This window comes from uncultured Sulfitobacter sp. (assembly GCF_947499945.1).
Taxonomy (GTDB): domain Bacteria; phylum Pseudomonadota; class Alphaproteobacteria; order Rhodobacterales; family Rhodobacteraceae; genus Sulfitobacter.
This window is the reverse complement of the sequence record NZ_CANMQD010000001.1, coordinates 156,108-175,195: the sequence shown is the minus strand read 5'-3', so window position 1 is coordinate 175,195 and position 19,088 is coordinate 156,108. Positions and strand designations below refer to the sequence as shown.

Below are 19,088 nucleotides of genomic sequence, written 5' to 3'. Positions count from 1 at the left end.
CAAGGTGTCAGGCTTGGTTCTTGGGCGTACGGCGTGCAAGGTTGGCGTAGTTTATCATGAATTGTGCGGCGTTGCGCGGTACAGGGCGGGATGGAGGGGTCATCATCAGTCGCCCAAAGAGGGCGCGAAACGGCTCTTTCTGCATGAGCTGGTCAAAACGGTTGCTGCGCCACTGCACGGCATCCGCGTGCAGTTTGGCGAGGGACTCGTCCGCTTTGAGAGCGTCGAGTTCGGCGCTTCGTGGTGCGCCCAGACTTTGGATGCTGAGATCCTCGTCGGTGTTGAAATTCCGCTCCACCCAGTAATCAACGCCCAGCATATCAGCGCTGTGCACGGCGCGACCACGGTCCGCCTTGAGCAGATAGCTTTCCATGGCGCCGAGGGGGTAGTGGTTGAGCTGAACAAGGCCATAGTTGTCTTGGCCGAAGTTGGAAAAGATGCGTTTGGTGGTGAATTGTTCGGGAAGGGCGGTGCCGTTGCCATCAAACCAGCGGGCATTGCCCAACTTTTTCTCGTTGGTGTCGCGGGGCCGATGCACACCAGGTTTTTTGTAGGTGCCATCGTTGCGGTAGAGGGTTTTGAACATCGACGCCCGCCACGGCCAGTACATCACTGTAGGGGCTGCGCGTGTGAAGGTTTCGAGCACAGGTGCATCGGCGTACCTGACATTGTCGCCAGCGCCGAACAGACGCCACGTGAGCGTTATGGCAGTGGCATCGGGGATGTTTGCGTGCAGGGCGCCAAGTGTGTGATCACCACAGTGAATATTGACGAACTCGTCCACATCAAGCGGCAAAATCCACTTGGCCTGTTTGACCAACGGGTGCTTGGCTGCTTTCTTGAGCGCGGTAAATTGTATCCCGCCCTTGTCATAGGGGCCATCATTGCGGATGTGAGTGACGTGGCCCATCTCTTCCAATCGGTCGAGCATGGCGTCGGTTCCGTCCTGACAATCATTGGAAAATATCAGAAAATTGTTAAACCCCACAGCGCGGTGATGGGCGAGCCATTCCAGCAGGAATGCGGCCTCATTGCGCACACACAAAATCGCAAGATGGGGCATTACCACGCGCGTCTGAAACAGACGACCTTATGAGTGGAGCCGCGAGGATAATAGGCAAGGCCTGCGTCTATCATGGCGCGGAACACTGTGTTGACCCCTTCTGGACCGATATATTGCGGGTGCAGCTCGATCATAGCGCCGCGCAGGCCCGTGAGATCGAGGTGGGGCAGAAGATGCGCCTCGGCCCCCTCTATATCGGCGATAAGGATATTAGGCTGAATCTCCTTAAACACATGGGACGCGTTTAGAACATCGACCTTCACTTCTCGTGTATTCTCGGCTGTGTCGCCCTCAATTTTTTCCATGGAAGAAGACAGTAAATTATTGCGCACATAGAACTTTGCGCTGCCATTGCGTTTGCCCAGAATGCCATGGGTGACATGGGCGTTGGTCAGATCATTGGCGGCATGCACGGACTGGATATAGGGGATGAGGGCGGGGTTGGCCTCAAAGGCAAAAACGCCTTTGATATTACGCCGCGTGGCGACCAGTGTGGACATAAATCCGATGCCTGCGCCCAACTCAATCACTGTATCTTCGTCGCGTACCAGCCGAAGGACGCATTGCGCCTCTTTTGCCTCATAGCGGTTCTCACGCAGGGCGGTTCGCAACTGTCCGGTAATGAAGTGCCCGTCCTTGGGGAACTTGATACCCTTTGACATGACAAAGGGGTTGGGGGTAACGCCCGCGTCACTCATCTAGCTCTCCAAATCCAGTGCAAGGGCATAGGCCACGCGCTCAGTCTCGGTAAGTTTGACGGCGAGCGCTTCTTTGTAGAGGTCCGCGAATTCAGGGTTCTGGTGCAGCTCGGCTGCCTTTGCGCAGTGCCAGTCGCGGCCTTTTTCGTGCCAGCCGCGCAAAATATCGTCCTGCATCAGACGCTTGTACTCAAGCTGGAGGCGCTGCATGTTCCTCTTAATTGTGATGTCGCGGAAATCGGACCAATCCATGCGGATCCAGTAGTTGATCCCGATGGAGCGGTCGACATGCAGTGCGCGCCCACGCTGGCGTTTGATCAGGAAACTTTCGGCGGAACGCAGGGCATAGTGGTTAAGCTGGATCAGATCATAGCCCACTGATTTCTTTGATGAACGCCAGCCGTTTTCGGCCACTTCGCGGGTCATATCCTTGCCCGAGCCATTGACCCATTTGACCTTGTTTTTGAATGCCTCGTCGAGTTTGTTGGGCCGGTGACAGGAGATTTTTTCGTAAGCACCGATGTTCTTGAACATGGTCTTAAAGCCCCAGACAGTATGCGGCTTTGGACAGAACTTGGGGGCGCAAGTCTCGAACTGGTCTATGACCATATCATCATTGAGTTGCGTTACCCCGTTATGACCAAACATGCGCCACGTCATGGCGACATTGGTGGCGTCTGGCACAGCAGCGAGAAAATCCTGCAATGTCCCATTGCCGCAGCGCACGTTCATAAACTCATCCACATCGATGTGGATGATCCATTCCGCGTTTTTGATCAGCGGCTCTTTGAGCGACTGGTTTAGGGCATATTGCTGTGGCGAATTCCCCTTCCATTCGTCGTTGTTGCGGTGCTGGAGAACGCCCATCTCTTGTAGGCGGTCGAGGATTTCTGAGGTGCCGTCCTCACATCCATTTGTATAAATAAGGAAATTATCCACACCCATGGCGCGGTGGTAGGCGACCCATTCTACAATATAAGGTGCCTCGTTCTTCATACATCCGACAATGACATTGCCAGTGTTTCCCTCTGGCAGCTCGCGCGGGGTGATCGGGGTGTAGGCGGCGGCCAGTTCTTCCTCGTTGACTGATCCCATTTTGTTGTGGGGGGCAAAGGATGAGGTGCGCAGCCCCTCGAAGTTTTGCACAGCCAGCGGCGGCATAATCTTGCGCGCATAGGCGGACAGCCCATCGGGTGTGTCGTCTTCACTGCGTGGCGCGGCCTCATCGCGTGGTGCTTCAGCAGATTTTGCCACAGTTCCCGCCAGCCGCGCCAGATCGGCGGCACGCTTTTGCTGCTCTTCGCGGGTCGCTTTGTCGATGCGCCACATATAGCCCAGCAGGTATTGGGAGGGGCGAAAGCCGAACAGCGGGTCCGCCTCGGACCAGCTGCCTTTTGCGCGGGGCGCTTTGAACGTGTCGGCGTGCAGGGTCGGGTGCGCTTTCAGCAAATCCTTGAGGTCTTTGGCAAAATGCTTGGTAATTGGGTGCAGCGCGGCAATGTCGAGGGGTTGACCTTGGACTGCCACATCCTGCACAAAGCTTCGCCAGAGCTGGCGCGGGAGGATGCGCTGGCGACTTGCGAGCACTTGGAGGATGAGTGCGTTGAGCTGTCGGCCCCGTGTCATTGCGGCCTCTGGCATAGGGGGCGGGGACGCCATATCCTCTGCCTTGCCGAAATTGCCCTCTATCTGGAAAGCGGACGCCACATCTTCGGCTACATCCTTGGCCGCAAACCGGTCGGCGTCATAGCTGTGAAGCTGTGTGGCTCCTTTGCCAAATGTCCCGTCCCAAAACGCCACCAGTGCAGGCAGGTCAATCCAGTGGGTCGGGCTCTGCGTCTCTGCAAAGACACCTGCGGCGGGATCAATTTGCGGGCAGGCGTCGAGGGCAGATTGCCACCAACTGTCGCTGCCGACCAGATCAAGCTCGGCCTGCAGCGAGAGACCGCGCCCTTCTAGAATTTGGGCGGCGTAGGCGCGTGCAAGCATGCGTGTGGGAAGGTCGACATGGGCGACCACCGCAATATCATCCGAGAGCGGCAGCAGCAGATCGCGCAGACGTTCCAGCTCGGATGCTGTGCGCAGGCTGTTGCCAAGCTGCGCACAAGACAAAATGAGCGTGTCAGGCGTGTTCTGCTCCACTTCCCGTGTCAGGTCAGTGATGAGCGTATCGCGCAAAATGGCCTGTTTTTGCGGTGTAATATAGCCGCGGTTAAAACGCAGCGGATCGACATGACCCGGGTCGGTCACAGACATGAACAGCCGTGTGTGGTTCTTGTTACCCGCACTGCGTGCAAACAGGACACCCTTCCGGCTTAGCTGATCACGTTTATCTGCAAGCACCGATTGCACCCGCGATGCACTGGCCTCTTCAGGACCGATATGGAGGAATATGCGCATCAGCCTGCCTTGTTTTCATGGGGTGCATTGGGATTTGCGTTGGCTTGGCCCCACCACGGCAGGGCGGCGCCGATGTGTGCCTCTATTGCCGCATGAGCGCTGCTGTCAGCCACGTCATATTCCATAAAAGTCGTATCACCCGCAAAGATGTTACGCAGATGTGCGTAATGCCCGTCAATCCATTGAATCCGCTCGCGTGAGGTCTCCCCATAGCCTTCGGGTAGACCGGGGATGTCAGAAGCAGGTAGCCGGTCGGTGCCCAGATCGGACCATGCGAGCATGGATTGGGATAGATCCCAGCTGTCGCGGCGTGAAGCGAGAAAGCGCACATCGGGGTGGTGCGTGCGGATCGCATCGATCAGGCCGAAATCCATCTGCGGCCAAAGCGATTTACCTTTACGCAGGCAGCTCAACTCGGTCAATGCAATGAAGTCCTCAAAGAACTCGGCGGGATCGCCGCTTTGGAAATAGCCTTGATACAGCAGGTCGGCAACAAAAGCGTCTTTGAGCGCGGGTGTATCTGTCTGGCGGGGGCGAATACGGTGATCCGCCACGCGAAAACCTGCGATCTTGAGCGCACGGGCCAATGTGGTTGTACCTGTCTTTGGAAGGCCTAGATTGACGATCTTGAAGCTGCTCACGCGTTTTCCTCCAACAGCCCCAGATCGCGCAACATCTGCTCCTCCTGGGGCGGTAGTTTTGAGGCCTTTCTCAACTGCTTTTGCATGTCGCGGTATTCGGGTCGCGTCAGCAGGGCGTCACGTTTGGCAATATGGGCGGCAACGCTGGCGTCATGCAGGGCACCGATATTGCTTTGCGCTTTGAGCTTATTCATCTGCTTTTTCAGCGCAGGCAGGTAGCGGTGGATGGAGGTATCCTCCCATGCCGGGTCGTTCCGCTCGCGCCAGTAGGTATCGTCAAATGCGCGGTTCTCGCGGTTCACATCGCCGCGGTCATTCTTGACCAGATAGCTGTCAAGGCTGCGCAGGGCGTAATGGTTCAACGTGGCGAACGCCCGCGATCCCGCTGCGGGAAAACGGCGGATGCGGCGCGGATTGGCTGCGACCAAAAAGCGGTGCGGCACATCGCGGCCTGAACCGTCAGTCCAGCTGGGGCGCTGTTTCTTCTTTACCTTGGGCTTAAAGAAGGGGCGATGCGCGCCAAAATAATGGAGCGGGAAATCCTGCCGGACGAGTGATTTGACTTCAACAGCAGCCTCGCCACACCACATGTCAGGATTATGACTGCGGGTGAACTGCTCGATCACGGGGCGATCTTCGAAAGCTTCAATGTCATTGTTGGCAAAGAACTGGAAGTTTAGGCTAATCGTCTGCGGATCACCGCAAGCGTCAATCAAAGCGGCAAAGCTGTGATCCCCAACGTGAATATTTGGAAATTCGTCCACATCTGCAATCCAGACCCAGTCGGCATCCTGCACCACGTTCTGCCCCTTGGCATCCTTAAGCGCTTCCATCTGGTAATTGCGCCCCTCCGCAGGGTTGGTCAGGTGGGTGACATGCCCCAACTCCGCCAGCGCATCCAGCAGCGTATCCGTCCCGTCGTCGCAATCATTAGAGTAGAACAGGAAATCAGTCACACCGATGCATTGGTGAAAAGCGATCCATTCCAGCAGGAACGGGCCTTCATTCTTCACACAAGTCACAGCTATGATCTTTAAATCATTCGCCATAGCAGCCTCCCGCATTGGGAGCTGCACGCCGCTTGGAATTAAACATGTCCGCCTCATTATAGGATCACAGTGCCGATTTGGCCCATAACCTCTTATTATCTCAATAAAGGATGCCAGTTTGTGCGAATCGCGTCAATCATAGGCGTGTCACGTGGCCCTGTGACGTGACATATCTATCATTGTCACCTTGACCCTTGGCCCAGGCGGTGGCCTTCTGAGCGCAGCAAAACGGGAGCGCGCAGACTATGACAGATATTTCATCCATTGATGCGGTGCAAAAGATGCTGTCGGAGCAGGGCTATGTCTGCGGGCGCCCTTTGGCCACAGTTGTCTTCTTGAGCCTAAAGTTGGGGCGTCCGCTGTTCCTTGAAGGAGAGGCGGGGGTGGGTAAGACGGAAATCGCCAAGGCGCTGGCTGCAAGCATGGGTAAACGCCTGATCCGCCTGCAATGCTACGAAGGGCTTGATGCGTCCTCTGCGGTATATGAGTGGAACTTTGCCGCGCAGATGATTGCGATACGGACGGCCGAGGCAGCTGGAGGTGCTGATCGAAAAGCCCTAAACGCCGAGCTGTTCAGCGAGGAGTTTTTGATTGAACGCCCATTGTTGCAGGCATTGCGTCCTGACGAGAATGGTGCGCCTGTCTTGCTCATTGACGAGCTTGACCGTACGGACGCACCATTCGAGGCGTTTCTGCTCGAAGCGCTGAGCGATTTTCAGGTCACGATCCCCGAAATGGGCACAATCAAAGCACCAGAGCCGCCGATCGTTATCCTCACCTCCAACCGCACCCGAGAGGTCCATGATGCGCTCAAGCGCCGATGTCTGTACCACTGGGTCGATTACCCCGATTTTGAGCGGGAGATGGATATTCTCACCGCCCGAGCGCCAGAAGCCGCCGAAGCGCTGAGCCGGGAGGTTGTGGCCTTTGTCCAACGTCTGCGTACTGAGGATTTGTTCAAAAAACCCGGCGTTGCCGAGACGATTGACTGGGCTAAGTGCCTGCTGGCGCTTGACGTTCTCACCCTCAGTCCCGAAGTCATTGCTGATACGCTTGGCGCGGTGCTGAAATATCAAGACGACATCGCAAAACTCCAAGGATCAGAAGCCAAACGCCTGCTGGATGAGGCGCGCGCCAGCCTAGAAGTATGACCCGTTTTTTCATTACTCACTTAAACTCAAACCCTCGACTTAAGGTCGAGCAGGGGATGCAGAATGGTTGAGCATATCCCCCTAGAGCTGCCCGAAAAGCCGCGCCTTGCGGGAAACATCACCCATTTTGCCCGCGCGTTGCGCCGTGCAGGGCTGCCAATTGGTCCAGGACGCGTGATTGATGCGATCCGGGCGGTAGAGGCGGCAGGATTTAGTGAAAAGCGGGACTTTTACTGGACGCTACACGCCTGTTTTGTGAACCGTCCCGAACACGCTCGTATCTTTGCACAGCTTTTTCGCCTCTATTGGCGCGATCCGCGATTTCTGGAGCATATGATGGCCGCCATGCTGCCCGCCATTCGCGGGGTGCAAGAGGAGAGACCTGCACAAGCGGCCGAGAAACGCGCGGCGGAGGCACTTCTGGATGGGGCCGAGGCACCACCGCGCTCCGAAGAGACCGACGCCCGCGAGGAAGAGACGGTGATCGAGGTGGATGCCTCACTGACGATGTCCGCTTCGGAGCGCCTTAAAACGTTGGATTTCGAGTTGATGAGCCTTGCGGAAGTGGCAGAGGCCAAGCGGATGCTTGCGCGTTTGAGCCTGCCGATTAAACCCCTGCCTTCACGACGGTCTACGACCAGTTTTGGTCAGGGGCGCGTGGATGCGGCACGCTCCTTGCGGGCGGCGCTGCGACGGGGCGGTGAGATGGATGCGCTGGCGTTTAAAAAGCCGAAACCGCGTTGGCCCAATCTGGTGGTGCTCTGTGATATCTCAGGGTCGATGAGTCAGTATAGTCGCATTATACTGCATTTTCTTCATGCCGTCGCAAATGAGCGGGGGGCAGGTTGGGCGCAAGTGTATGCCTTTACCTTTGGCACGCAGCTTACCAACATCACGCGGCATTTGCGCACGCAGGACGTGGACGCAGCCCTCAAAGCGGCTGGAGCGCAGGCGCAGGATTGGGAGGGCGGCACGCGTATCGGGCAAAGCTTAGAGGCGTTCAACCGTGACTGGTCGCGTCGCGTTTTGGGGCAGGGGGCTGTTGTGCTGCTTATTACAGACGGGTTGGACCGCGATGATCCTGAGGCTCTGGCGCGTCAAATGCAGCGGCTACATTTGTCTGCGCGGCGCGTGATCTGGCTCAATCCGCTGTTGCGCTGGGACGGGTTTGCACCCAAGGCGGCGGGCATTCGCGCGATGCTGCCTCATGTCGACAGTTTCCGCGCTGGCCATTCCATCGCCTCGCTAGAGGCCTTGGCCGCCGCGATTTCAAGACCCGATGATGTGGGCGAAAAATCGCGGCTGATGGGGATGATAGAGGGAACCTAGGGGGCGTTTCCCCCGTTGACCAAAGCCCAATTCCCCCGCAATTTTTTGGTAACAATGAAGGATGTGCTTAGGTCACTGTCGCGGCAAAGCTTGCACGGTAGAGCGTAGCAAGATCGCCGAGTTCTGCGCTGCTTGTACCGAAGCTAAGAGTGTCACCACCGAATACGCCTACTTGGCTCAGCGGGATGCCTGCTGACTGTGCTGCGGCTAGCAGCGTTGCAGCGTTCTCAGGCGTTGCAGCGATGAGGTAGCGTCCCTGATCTTCACCAAAAAGCTGGGCGGTGTTGTCTGTTTCTAGCGCAAGACCCAAGGCTGCGTGATCGGCCATCTCGAAAGCGGCAAGGGCGAGGCCACCATCCGAGAGGTCGGTACAGGCGGCGATCAGCACGTGTTGGGCGCGGATGAAATCGCCATGGGCGGCTTCGGCTTTGAGGTCCACATGGGGGGAGTCGCCTTCGGAGCGGTTGAATGCTTCGGCCAAAAGGGCGGATTGGCCAAGGTGGCCCTTTGTCTCGCCGAGTACCAGTGCGACATGGCCCGTGGTCACGTGAAAGCCAATGATGTCTGTTGTTGATTTGAGCAGGCCGACTGCACCGATTGTAGGCGTTGGCAGGATGCCAGAGCCGTCTGTCTCATTATAAAGCGATACGTTGCCAGAGACGATGGGCATGTCGAGCGCGGAAACTGCTTCGCCGATGCCTTTAATAGCGCCGACAAATTGGCCCATGATTTCGGGCTTTTCAGGGTTTCCGAAGTTGAGGTTGTCAGTGGTGGCGAGGGGCGTTGCACCTACGGCGGTCAGGTTGCGGTAAGCTTCGGCGACAGCCTGTTTGCCGCCTTCAAAGGGGTTCGCTTTTACATAGCGGGGGGTCACGTCGGAGGTGAAGGCCAACGATTTGTCGGTATCGTGCACACGCACGATGCCTGCGCCCCAGCCGGGTGTGCGCGCTGAATCCGCCATAACCATGGTGTCATATTGCTCGTAGACCCACGATTTTCCCGCATAGTTAGGGGAGGCGAGCAGAGCTTTCAGCCCGTTGATCGGATCAATGGTGGGAGCATCTGCCAGCGGGGCCGCAGCGGGTGTCTCTATCCATGGGCGGTCATATTCGGGGGCGGTGCCTGAGAGTGCTTTGAGCGGCAGGTCTGCTTTGACCTCTCCATTCAGGCGAATGAGGAAGCGGTCCTCGGCGATTGTCTCTCCGACAATGGCGAAGTCGAGGTCCCACTTGTCGAAGACGGCCTTGGCTTCTGCCTCCAACTCGGGGCGCAGGACCATGAGCATACGCTCCTGAGACTCGGACAGCATCATCTCGTAGGCAGTCATGTTCAGCTCACGCGTGGGAACTTTTTCAAGATCGAGGATCACGCCAAGATTGCCTTTGTCGCCCATCTCAACGGCGGAACAGGTGAGGCCGGCAGCGCCCATATCTTGGATTGAGATCACTGCACCCGTTGCCATCAGCTCAAGCGTGGCTTCCATCAGGCGTTTTTCAGTGAACGGATCGCCGACCTGGACAGTGGGGCGCTTGTCCTCAATGGTGTCGTCGAACTCTGCGGAGGCCATCGTTGCACCGCCCACACCGTCGCGGCCTGTTTTGGCACCGAGGTAGACGACAGGCATGCCGACGCCAGAAGCGGCAGAGTAAAAGATTTTGTCGGCATCGGCGAGGCCTGCCGCAAAGGCGTTGACCAGACAGTTGCCATTATAAGCTTTGTCAAAGCGGACTTCACCGCCGACACATGGCACACCAAAGCAGTTGCCATAACCACCAACACCGCCCACGACGCCGTGCACCAGCTGTTTGGTTTTATGGTGGCTCGGCTCGCCAAAACTCAGGGAATTCATCGAGGCGATCGGGCGTGCGCCCATGGTAAAGACATCGCGCAGGATGCCGCCTACACCTGTTGCCGCGCCCTGATAAGGCTCGATGTAGGAGGGGTGGTTGTGGCTCTCCATTTTGAACACAACGGCCTGACCATCGCCGATGTCGACCACGCCTGCGTTCTCGCCGGGGCCGCAGATAACTTGGGGGCCTTCGGTCGGAAGGGTTCGAAGCCATTTCTTGGAGGATTTATAAGAGCAATGCTCATTCCACATGGCGGAAAAGATGCCCAACTCGGTGAATGTCGGGGTGCGGCCCATCAGATTTAGAATGGTCTGGTATTCGCTGTCAGACAGCCCGTGTGCTTTGATGATCTCTGTGGTGATTTCTGGCTCTGACATGGTGGCGCTCCCGAGGTGGCTCATTGGCTGTCGGCCCCAAAAGGACCGCGCCATAAACTTGGCAATAAAACTTGGCCCACCTCATACGGCAGGAGCGTGCAGGGGGGAAGGCCTGATTGTTTAAATCGAGACGGGGGAACCTTTGCCGTGGTGGATAAAAAAGTGCCGGGCACAAAGGCCCGGCAAAGTCCAACAGGGAGGTATAAGGGTGATGCACGAAGGCACCAGAATCCTTATAAGTTTGAAATAGGATGCAGCCTGCCCCTTTTCAAGGCAGTTTCTGAACATCTGCAGGCATTGCCGCTATGCGTTATGTGCATAGCTTAGAGGGACGTTTTGCTGCCAGCTTAAGTTTCTTTAAGTTGTTTGCGGTAACTTATGATCTCGTCTTGAACGAAGTCTTTGAAGGCCGCTACGCGTTGCGACTGCCGCAGCTCTTCTGGGTAGGCGAGGAACACAGGTACTTCGGCGGATTCGATGTCTGGCAGCACGCGGACCAGATGCGGCGAATCTTGGGTGACGTAGTCAGGCAAAACACCGATGCCCAGATCATGCAGCACCCCTTGGAGTACGCCAAAATAATTGTTCACCGTGAGCAAGGATTTGAGATCGTTGAGCATCAGTTCTTGGATCAGATTGAGACCTGCTCCGACCTGATCACTGTCGGTATTTTGACAAATCAATCGATGGTTTGACAACTCGGCCATCGTTTGTGGCGTGCCGTTTTCTTTTAGGTACTTGGGTGTAGCGTAGAGGCACATGCGCACGGTCATCAGACGCTTGCGCACTAGATCGGCTTGTGACGGCTCTTTGAAACGGATAGCGACGTCGGCTTCCCGCATGGGCAGGTCGAGCACACGCTCTTCGAGCATCAGGTCAACTTTAAGATCGGGATACTTATCATAAAGCTTGGACAGGCGGGGGGCGAGCCAGAGTGTGCCGAAGCCTGTCGTGGTGGTCACGCGCAATTCGCCAAACACTTCTTCCTCACTGTCGCGAATGCGCGCGGCGGCGGCGTCAAGGCGCTTGGTCATGGCAGTGGTGGCGTCAAACAACAGCTCACCTTGTTCGGTGAGAATCAGCCCACGGGCATGACGGTGGAACAGATTTGTGTTAAGCTGTTCCTCAAGGCCACGGACCTGACGGCTCACGGCGGATTGCGACAGGTTCAGTTTGTCCCCCGCATGAGTGAGCGAGCCTGCGTCTGCTACGGCGTGAAAAATTCTCAGTTTGTCCCAGTCCATGGTGCGCCTTTCAAGTTCTCTGTCTTCTACCTGATTTTGCAGGAGGGACACACCCTAAACCTTAGGGGAAAATTTGCAGCTTTGTATTAAGATATATACAGGTCAGTATTTGTGACCTATTGTGATGTGGCACGCGGCATGCATAGATATGACATGCCTGTTGGTTTTCGGGGAGGAACACCATGACAACGCAAAAGATTTCACTCAATGACCGTTTCGACCTGACCAAAAGCCCGGTGCTGCTAAACGGCACACAGGCACTGGTGCGGGTGATGATGATGCAGGCGGCGCGGGATAAGCGCGCTGGGCTAAATACCGCCGGTTTGGTGACAGGTTATCGCGGTTCGCCACTTGGGGCGGTCGATATGCAGATGATGCGCGCGCAAAAGCAGCTGGCCGAGAGTTGCGTGACGTTTCAGGCAGGGCTGAACGAGGACTTGGCCGCCACGGCGCTATGGGGTGCGCAACAGGCGGAACTGCGCGGTGAGGGGAAATACGACGGCGTGTTTGGCATGTGGTACGGCAAAGGGCCGGGGGTGGACCGCTCTGGCGATGTGATGCGGCACGCGAATATGGCGGGAAGCTCGGTCAACGGCGGTGTGATCATGGCGATGGGGGACGACCATACGGGCGAATCCTCTACCGTGCTGCACCAATCCGACTTTGCGATGGTCGATGCCTATATGCCTGTGCTCTCGCCTGCGGGTGTTCAGGAGATACTGGATTATAGCCTGTATGGCTGGGCGCTCTCGCGGTTTTCGGGCCTGTGGGTGGGGCTGAAGACGATGAAAGACACGGTTGAGGTGACCTCTGTTGTGGATGGTGATCCTTTCCGCCTTGAGTTTGTAGAGCCTGATTTTGATATGCCAGAGGGCGGCTTGAACATCCGCCTTTTAGACGACCGCATCGTGCAAGAAGCGCGACTGATCAATCACAAGCGTTACGCTGCCGAAGCTTTTGCCTATGCCAACAAGATCGACAAACGTGTCTGGGGCAAGGCGGGGGCCAAGATCGGATTTGTTGCAGCGGGTAAGAACTATCTCGATGTAATCCACGCCATGAGCCTGCTGAATATTGACGCTGCTGAGGCGGAGCGGCTGGGGATTACCACGTATAAAGTCGGACAAGTCTGGCCCCTCGATATGCGCGGGTTCAAGGAATGGGCAGACGGCCTCGATCTGATCATCGTGGTCGAGGAAAAACGCAAGCTGATTGAAGTGCAGATTAAAGAGGCGTTGTTCGACAGCCGCTCGGACCAGCGGGTCTACGGCGGGACCAAGGAGGGGATCGAGTTCTTCTCCGCCGCTTGGGCGCTGGACCCTGTAGAGATTGCCGAGAAGCTGGGTGAGGTTTTGTGCGACGAGGGGCGTGGCACGGATAGTATCCGCGCTGGGCTTGCCGATCTGGCCGATGCCAAGCGTGCGGACAACGGGCAAGAGCTGGCGGGGCGTTTGCCTTACTTCTGTTCGGGGTGTCCGCATAACTCCTCCACCAAGGTCCCTGAAGGCAGTCGTGCTTATGCGGGTATCGGCTGTCACTTTATGGTGCAGTGGATGGATCGCGAAACGCTCGGCTTTACCCACATGGGGGCAGAGGGCGCTAATTGGATCGGGGAGGCACCTTTCTCGACCACGCCGCATGTGTTCCAGAATATCGGGGACGGGACATATAACCACTCGGGCATTCAGGCGATCCGTGCGGCTGTCGCGGCTGGCACGAATATGACCTACAAAATCCTGTATAATGATGCCGTTGCCATGACAGGGGGCCAGCACAATGAGGGCGATCTGGATGCGCCGCGTATTGTGGCTGAGTTAAAGGCAATGGGGATCAAAGACCTCGTCGTGGTCTATGACGAGAAGGAGGACGTTGATTTCGCGGCCTTCAAAGGCGTTGAGACATTCGAGCGGGCGGAATTGCAAAACGTGCAAAAGCGTCTGGCGAAGGTGGAGGGGGTGAGTGCGATCGTCTATGTCCAGACCTGCGCTGCCGAGAAGCGCCGCCGCCGCAAACGCGGGCTGTTTCCTGATCCGGACAAGCGCATGTTCATCAACACTGACGTCTGCGAAGGATGTGGTGATTGCGGTGTGCAGTCTAACTGTGTGAGCATCGTGCCTGCGGATACCGAACTGGGCCGCAAACGGGCGATTGACCAGTCATCGTGCAACAAGGATTTCTCCTGCGTGAACGGGTTCTGTCCGTCTTTCGTGACGCTGGAAGGGGCCACTGTGCGCAAGGAAGCTACGACAGAAGTGAAAATACCCGATCTGCCGATGCCAGAGATCCCTGCGATCAATGGCACCTATAACGTGGTGATAACAGGCGTTGGTGGCACGGGCGTTGTGACCATCGGTGCGGTACTGGCGCAAGCCGCGCAAATTGATGGCAAGGGTGCTGGCATGATGGAGATGGCAGGCCTTGCCCAAAAGGGTGGTGCAGTGAACATCCATTGCCGTCTGTCCAACCGTCCCGAAGATATTTCAGCCATTCGCGTGGCGACGGGGGAGTGTGACGCGCTCATTGGCGGTGATCTTGTGACCTCTGGCGGGAGCAAAGTGCTGGGGCTGACCTCGACGGGGCGCACGGGGGCCGTGGTGAACAGCCATCAGATTATCACGGGTGATTTCACCCGCGATACCGAGTTCAAGATGCCGTTTGACCAGTTGGAACTGGCCGTGCAAGCGCGGTTGAAAGACGATCTGTCGATGTTCGATGCCTCCGATCTGGCGAAGGCGACGCTGGGCGACAGCATCTATTCCAACATGATGATTTTTGGCGGTGCGTGGCAGCGCGGATTGATCCCGCTCACGCTTGCGGCAGTCACGGATGCGATTCGCCTTAATGGCGCGGCGGTTGAGCGGAACTTGCGTGCCTTTGAGATCGGGCGCTGGGCAGTGCTGTTTCCTGCCGAGGCGCAGGCGGTGCTGACGCCGAATGTAGTGTCCTTACCCAAGTCGCTGGAAGAGAAGATTACCTTCCGCAAGGAGCATTTAATCGGCTATCAGGGAAAACGGCTCGCCAAACGCTATGGCAAAATGCTGGACCAGATCAGCGATCAGGCTGTGCTGGAGGCGGTGGCTGAGGGCTATCACAAGCTATTGTCTTATAAAGACGAATACGAGGTGGCGCGTCTGCTGCTCAGCAGTCGTGAAAAGGCGCAGGCGGAATTTGAGGGGGATTTCAAAATGTCGTTCAACCTCGCGCCGCCGCTGCTGTCCAAGATGGGGCCGAACGGGCGGCCGCTGAAACGCGAGTTTGGTCCGTGGCTGGAGAAACCCCTGCGCGTCATGGCAAAGCTGAAAGGGCTGCGCGGAACGCCGCTGGACGTGTTCGGCTATACCGCCGAGCGCAAGATGGAGCGGGCGCTGATCAAGCAGTACGAGGCCGATATGCGCGATGTGCTGCCCAAGCTGGATGACAATACCCGCGATGCCATTGTGGCGCTTGCGGCATTGCCGCTGCAAATCCGGGGTTTTGGGCCTGTGAAGGAAGCCAACGAGGCGCAAGCGGCCAAGCGGCGCGAGGAATTGCTCAGCGTGATCCGCGCAGGTGGCGCATCTGTGGCAAAAGCGGCAGAGTGACGGTGGATTTCTATGCGCCAAGCGCGTAAGGACTTGCCTCAACCGCGCCGGGGTGTTTCGGTGCGGATATCTCATTCAAAGGCCGGAACATCACATGGCAGTAGGTATTTTCGACAGTGGCTTGGGCGGCTTAACCATTTTGGAGGCAGTGCAAAAGCGGCTGCCCGATCAGGAATTTGTCTATCTGGCGGACAGCGCCAATGCGCCGTATGGCGTGCGTAATGCCGAGGATATCTATGACCTGACTGTCGCGGCCACGCAGCGGTTGTTTGATGCGGGCTGTGATCTGGTCGTGTTGGCCTGTAATACCGCCTCGGCGGCCGCCTTGCGGCGTATGCAGGAGAGTTGGGTGCCTGCTGACAAGCGTGTGCTGGGGGTGTTTGTACCGCTGATCGAAGCGCTGACCGAGCGGCAGTGGGGCGATAACTCTCCGCCGCGTGAAGTGGCGGTGCAGCATGTGGCGCTGTTTGCGACACCTGCGACTGTGGCCACCCGTGCGTTCCAGCGTGAATTGGCGTTTCGCGCGATAGGAGTGGATGTTGAGGCGCAGGCCTGCGGTGGTGTTGTCGATGCCATCGAAGAGGGCGACATGATTCTTGCTGAAGCGATGGTGCGCAGCCATGTTGATGCGCTCAAGCGAAAGATGCCGCACCCGCAGGCGGCTATTTTGGGCTGTACCCATTATCCGTTGATGAAAGGCACGTTTCAGGATGCGCTGGGCGCGGATGTTTCCGTGTTCAGTCAGGCCGATCTGGTCGCCGAGAGCCTTGCCGACTACCTCACCCGTCATCCAGACAAAGCGGGCAGTGGCGAGGCGGCGTTTTTGACAACGGGTGATCCCAAGCAAGTGAGCAGCCGCGCCACACAGTTTTTGCGACGAGAGATGAAGTTCACTGCAGCATAGTGCAGCGCTTCTTTATTCAACGCAATTTTTGGGACGAACAATATGACATATAACATCGCAATTCTCGGTGCCTCTGGCTACACGGGTGCTGAGCTTATCCGGCTGATTGCAGGCCATTCCTCCATGACAATTAAAGCTTTAGGCGGCAACTCTAAAGCGGGTCAAAGCATGGCATCGGTGTTTCCGCACCTGCGCCACTTGGATTTACCCGATCTGGTCACGATGGAGGAGATTGATTTTTCGGCCATAGACCTTTGTTTTTGCGCATTGCCACATAAAACTTCGCAGGAGGTGATTGCGCAGCTGCCGAAGACTCTCAAGATTGTGGACCTGTCGGCGGATTTCCGGCTGCGCGACCCTGAGGAATATGTGCGTTGGTATGGCAATCCGCACGCAGCACTGGAGCAGCAGGCCGAGGCGGTCTACGGACTGACCGAGTTTTACCGCGACGAGATAAAGTCCGCGCGGCTTGTGGCTGGCACGGGATGCAATGCCGCGACGGGGCAATTCGCACTGCGGCCTTTGATCGAGGCAAAGCTCATTGACCTTGATAACATCATCCTTGACCTCAAATGCGCCGTGTCAGGGGCAGGGCGTGCGCTTAAGGAAAATCTGCTGCATGCGGAGCTGTCTGAGGGCTATCACGCCTATGCGTTGGGCGGGACGCACCGTCATCTGGGTGAGTTTGATCAGGAGTTTTCCCTGATTGCAGGTCGGGATGTAAAAGTGCAATTTACGCCGCACCTGATGCCTGCAAATCGCGGTATCCTTGCCACTTGTTATGTCAAAGGCGATCCCGCGGCCATTCATGCAGCGCTTGGGGCGGCCTATGCGGGTGAGCCGTTCATTGATGTGCTGCCCTTTGGTGAGGCACCGTCCACGCGCCATATCCGTGGTTCCAACTTTTGCCATATCGGTGTGACAGGGGACCGCATTGAGGGCCGTGCGATTGTTGTGGCAGCATTGGATAACCTGACGAAGGGATCGTCCGGCCAAGCGTTGCAAAACGCCAATCTGATGTTAGGTATTGAAGAGACAGAGGGACTGATGATGGCGCCTTTGTTCCCCTAAATCGCTCATCCTCGAATTTTGATCGGAGTTTACGATGAAAAGCCTCAAAAAACAGCGCCGCATCCAGTTGATTGCTGTGGCGGTTGCCGCGCTGATCGGATCAACGGCGCTGATCGGGTATGGGATGCGGGACGGGATAAATTTTTTCCGTGCACCGAGCCAGGTGATGGCAGAGCCGCCAGCGCCGACTGAAGTCTTTCGCATCGGCGGTTTGGTTGAGGAAGGCACGCTGAAGCGCGGACAGGGTGAGGAAATCAGCTTTTCCGTGACGGATGGCGGTGCGAGTGTTCTTGTTGTCTATACAGGGGTGTTGCCTGATCTGTTTGGTGAGAACGAAGGCATGGTTGGAACCGGAAAATACATCAACGGTGTCTTTCAAGCGACTGAAATACTTGCCAGACATGATGAAACCTATATGCCAAAAGAGGTTGTTGACGCTCTTAAGGCGCAAGGCGTTTATCAAGAGCCTGACAGCTGATAGCGCACGCTGTGGTCCGAGCAAATTAACGATTTAATGGCGTTCTCTCTCTTAACCTAGAGGAGAACATCCATGCAGAGTGTTAGCCAGATTACAGAAGAAATTGTCGTCCGTGAGGGCGGCTATGTGAATGATCCCGACGACCCGGGCGGTGCTACAAATTTTGGTGTGACTATCCATACCATGCGCCGCCTCGGACTTGACCTTGATCGTGATGGCAGCATTACCACTGCTGACGTGCGTCGTTTGACTCGTGATCAAGCTATTCAGATTTTTATCGAGCATTATTTCCATCGCCCGCTCATTGCAGAACTGCCACCGCCGTTACAGGCGACTGTGTTTGACATGTATGTGAATGCGGGCGGAAATGCGGTGAAAATATTGCAGCGGATGCTGATTGACATGGGATATGCCGTGGTTGTGGATGGTGCGCTGGGGCCGAAAACCCTTGCAGCGGTGCGTGCAGCCTATCATGCGCAGCCGGATCACATTGTGGATGCATACGGGATCGCGCGGCGGAATTACTATTTCCGTTTGGCAGACAGGCGCGTGGCGAGTCGCAAGTTCGCGCGTACGCAAGCGGGCGGTAAAGGGGGATGGATCAAGCGGGCAGAGGAATTCATCGCGCCTGAATATCACCTGTCAGCTACACAATTCAAAACGAGGACCGCACGATGGGTATGATCGAGAGCATTCTGGGCATTGTTTTTGGCGGGGATCGCAATGTGGTGCGCGATACGGTTGAGGTATTTCGCGAAAACGCAGAGACGGCAGCAGCGCGGGGGGCTCGTGTTCAGGGTCAAGCGATGAGCCAATACGGTGATGAATTCAGAGCGCCGGTCAAAGGTGGATTTGACCGCTTTATGGATGGGGTGAATCGCCTGCCGCGGCCTGCGCTCGCTCTTGGCACGCTTGGGTTATTTGTCTCGGCGATGGTGGCCCCCTTGTGGTTTGCACAGCGCATGCAAGGGATCGCGCTGGTGCCAGAGCCGCTGTGGTGGTTGCTGGGGGTTATCGTCTCGTTCTATTTTGGAGCGCGTCATCAGGTGAAGTCGCAGGAATTCCAGCGCAGCATTGTCGATACCGTCCAGCATGTCCCACAGGTGGTTGAAAACATTGCGATGATTGGTGCGCTAAGAGCATCATCCGTAGGGGTGGCTGATGCTGGTTCTGATGCGCGTTTGAGCGCTCAAGCGCTCAAGGTTGATGATAATCCGGCGTTGCGTGCATGGTTGGCGGCGCGTTGACCTGC

Annotated in this window: 15 protein-coding genes; 8 read left to right on the top strand and 7 right to left on the bottom strand. The window is 56.8% G+C overall.

Translation table 11 applies throughout. From position 1 onward, the window contains the following. Positions 1-7: 7 nt before the first annotated feature. From Q0775_RS00840 to Q0775_RS00820, 5 genes are read right to left on the bottom strand one after another with little or no spacing between them, the layout of a single operon-like run. Positions 8-1,063 (bottom strand): glycosyltransferase family 2 protein, encoded by a 1,056-nt coding sequence (locus tag Q0775_RS00840; protein WP_298857213.1) that lies wholly within the window; start codon positions 1,061-1,063, stop codon positions 8-10. Next, complete coding sequence (locus tag Q0775_RS00835) at positions 1,063-1,761, bottom strand: FkbM family methyltransferase (RefSeq protein ID WP_298857212.1); 699 nt, start codon at positions 1,759-1,761, stop codon at positions 1,063-1,065. The genes Q0775_RS00840 and Q0775_RS00835 overlap by 1 nt, the downstream gene beginning before the upstream one ends. Next, positions 1,762-4,161, bottom strand: a complete 2,400-nt coding sequence (locus tag Q0775_RS00830) for a glycosyltransferase family 2 protein (RefSeq protein ID WP_298857211.1) — start codon at positions 4,159-4,161, stop codon at positions 1,762-1,764. Beyond that, a complete protein-coding gene (locus Q0775_RS00825; RefSeq protein WP_298857208.1) occupies positions 4,161-4,802 on the bottom strand; it encodes a sulfotransferase in 642 nt (213 codons plus the stop codon). The genes Q0775_RS00830 and Q0775_RS00825 overlap by 1 nt, the downstream gene beginning before the upstream one ends. After that, positions 4,799-5,851: a glycosyltransferase family 2 protein gene (locus Q0775_RS00820; RefSeq protein ID WP_298857207.1), complete on the bottom strand. Its 1,053-nt coding sequence runs from the start codon at positions 5,849-5,851 to the stop codon at positions 4,799-4,801. The genes Q0775_RS00825 and Q0775_RS00820 overlap by 4 nt, the downstream gene beginning before the upstream one ends. 245 nt (positions 5,852-6,096) lie before the next feature. Between Q0775_RS00820 and Q0775_RS00815 the strand changes: the two genes are divergently transcribed. Next, positions 6,097-7,002: a MoxR family ATPase gene (locus tag Q0775_RS00815; RefSeq protein ID WP_298857206.1), complete on the top strand. Its 906-nt coding sequence runs from the start codon at positions 6,097-6,099 to the stop codon at positions 7,000-7,002. A 63-nt stretch (positions 7,003-7,065) separates the two neighbouring features. Then, on the top strand, positions 7,066-8,331 hold the full coding sequence (locus Q0775_RS00810) for a VWA domain-containing protein (protein WP_298857203.1): 1,266 nt from the start codon (positions 7,066-7,068) through the stop codon (positions 8,329-8,331). 67 nt (positions 8,332-8,398) lie between these two features. On the opposite strand, the gene purL is transcribed toward Q0775_RS00810, so the two are convergent. Together purL and Q0775_RS00800 are read right to left on the bottom strand one after the other, a co-directional pair. Beyond that, entirely contained in the window at positions 8,399-10,558 is a 2,160-nt protein-coding gene (purL, locus tag Q0775_RS00805; RefSeq protein WP_298857201.1) for a phosphoribosylformylglycinamidine synthase subunit PurL, read from the bottom strand. A 347-nt stretch (positions 10,559-10,905) separates the two neighbouring features. Then, the gene (locus tag Q0775_RS00800; RefSeq protein WP_298857199.1) at positions 10,906-11,802 is read right to left on the bottom strand and encodes a LysR family transcriptional regulator; all 897 of its coding nucleotides are present in this window, start codon (positions 11,800-11,802) and stop codon (positions 10,906-10,908) included. A gap of 182 nt (positions 11,803-11,984) precedes the next feature. On the opposite strand from Q0775_RS00800, the gene Q0775_RS00795 reads away from it, so the two are divergent. From Q0775_RS00795 to Q0775_RS00770, 6 genes are all read left to right on the top strand, one after another. Next, positions 11,985-15,383 (top strand): indolepyruvate ferredoxin oxidoreductase family protein, encoded by a 3,399-nt coding sequence (locus Q0775_RS00795; protein WP_298857198.1) that lies wholly within the window; start codon positions 11,985-11,987, stop codon positions 15,381-15,383. A 94-nt stretch (positions 15,384-15,477) separates the two neighbouring features. After that, complete coding sequence (gene murI, locus Q0775_RS00790) at positions 15,478-16,287, top strand: glutamate racemase (RefSeq protein ID WP_298857197.1); 810 nt, start codon at positions 15,478-15,480, stop codon at positions 16,285-16,287. 42 nt (positions 16,288-16,329) lie between these two features. Continuing rightward, complete coding sequence (gene argC, locus Q0775_RS00785) at positions 16,330-17,358, top strand: N-acetyl-gamma-glutamyl-phosphate reductase (protein ID WP_298857196.1); 1,029 nt, start codon at positions 16,330-16,332, stop codon at positions 17,356-17,358. Between the two features lie 34 nt (positions 17,359-17,392). Then, on the top strand, positions 17,393-17,836 hold the full coding sequence (gene ccmE, locus Q0775_RS00780; RefSeq protein ID WP_298857194.1) for a cytochrome c maturation protein CcmE: 444 nt from the start codon (positions 17,393-17,395) through the stop codon (positions 17,834-17,836). A gap of 72 nt (positions 17,837-17,908) precedes the next feature. Next, a complete protein-coding gene (locus Q0775_RS00775) occupies positions 17,909-18,520 on the top strand; it encodes a holin-associated N-acetylmuramidase (protein WP_298857192.1) in 612 nt (203 codons plus the stop codon). Continuing rightward, complete coding sequence (locus Q0775_RS00770) at positions 18,511-19,083, top strand: holin family protein (protein ID WP_298857190.1); 573 nt, start codon at positions 18,511-18,513, stop codon at positions 19,081-19,083. The genes Q0775_RS00775 and Q0775_RS00770 overlap by 10 nt, the downstream gene beginning before the upstream one ends. Positions 19,084-19,088 lie beyond the last annotated feature (5 nt).

Bases quoted from the DNA above. Each gene is read 5' to 3' on its own strand.
- Q0775_RS00840 (WP_298857213.1), bottom strand. From the start codon at position 1,063: ATGCCCCATCTTGCGATTTTGTGTGTGCGCAATGAGGCCGCATTCCTG.
- Q0775_RS00835 (WP_298857212.1), bottom strand. From the start codon at position 1,761: ATGAGTGACGCGGGCGTTACCCCCAACCCCTTTGTCATGTCAAAGGGT.
- Q0775_RS00830 (WP_298857211.1), bottom strand. From the start codon at position 4,161: ATGCGCATATTCCTCCATATCGGTCCTGAAGAGGCCAGTGCATCGCGG.
- Q0775_RS00820 (WP_298857207.1), bottom strand. From the start codon at position 5,851: ATGGCGAATGATTTAAAGATCATAGCTGTGACTTGTGTGAAGAATGAA.
- Q0775_RS00815 (WP_298857206.1), top strand. From the start codon at position 6,097: ATGACAGATATTTCATCCATTGATGCGGTGCAAAAGATGCTGTCGGAG.
- Q0775_RS00810 (WP_298857203.1), top strand. From the start codon at position 7,066: ATGGTTGAGCATATCCCCCTAGAGCTGCCCGAAAAGCCGCGCCTTGCG.
- purL (WP_298857201.1), bottom strand. From the start codon at position 10,558: ATGTCAGAGCCAGAAATCACCACAGAGATCATCAAAGCACACGGGCTG.
- Q0775_RS00800 (WP_298857199.1), bottom strand. From the start codon at position 11,802: ATGGACTGGGACAAACTGAGAATTTTTCACGCCGTAGCAGACGCAGGC.
- Q0775_RS00795 (WP_298857198.1), top strand. From the start codon at position 11,985: ATGACAACGCAAAAGATTTCACTCAATGACCGTTTCGACCTGACCAAA.
- murI (WP_298857197.1), top strand. From the start codon at position 15,478: ATGGCAGTAGGTATTTTCGACAGTGGCTTGGGCGGCTTAACCATTTTG.
- argC (WP_298857196.1), top strand. From the start codon at position 16,330: ATGACATATAACATCGCAATTCTCGGTGCCTCTGGCTACACGGGTGCT.
- ccmE (WP_298857194.1), top strand. From the start codon at position 17,393: ATGAAAAGCCTCAAAAAACAGCGCCGCATCCAGTTGATTGCTGTGGCG.
- Q0775_RS00775 (WP_298857192.1), top strand. From the start codon at position 17,909: ATGCAGAGTGTTAGCCAGATTACAGAAGAAATTGTCGTCCGTGAGGGC.
- Q0775_RS00770 (WP_298857190.1), top strand. From the start codon at position 18,511: ATGGGTATGATCGAGAGCATTCTGGGCATTGTTTTTGGCGGGGATCGC.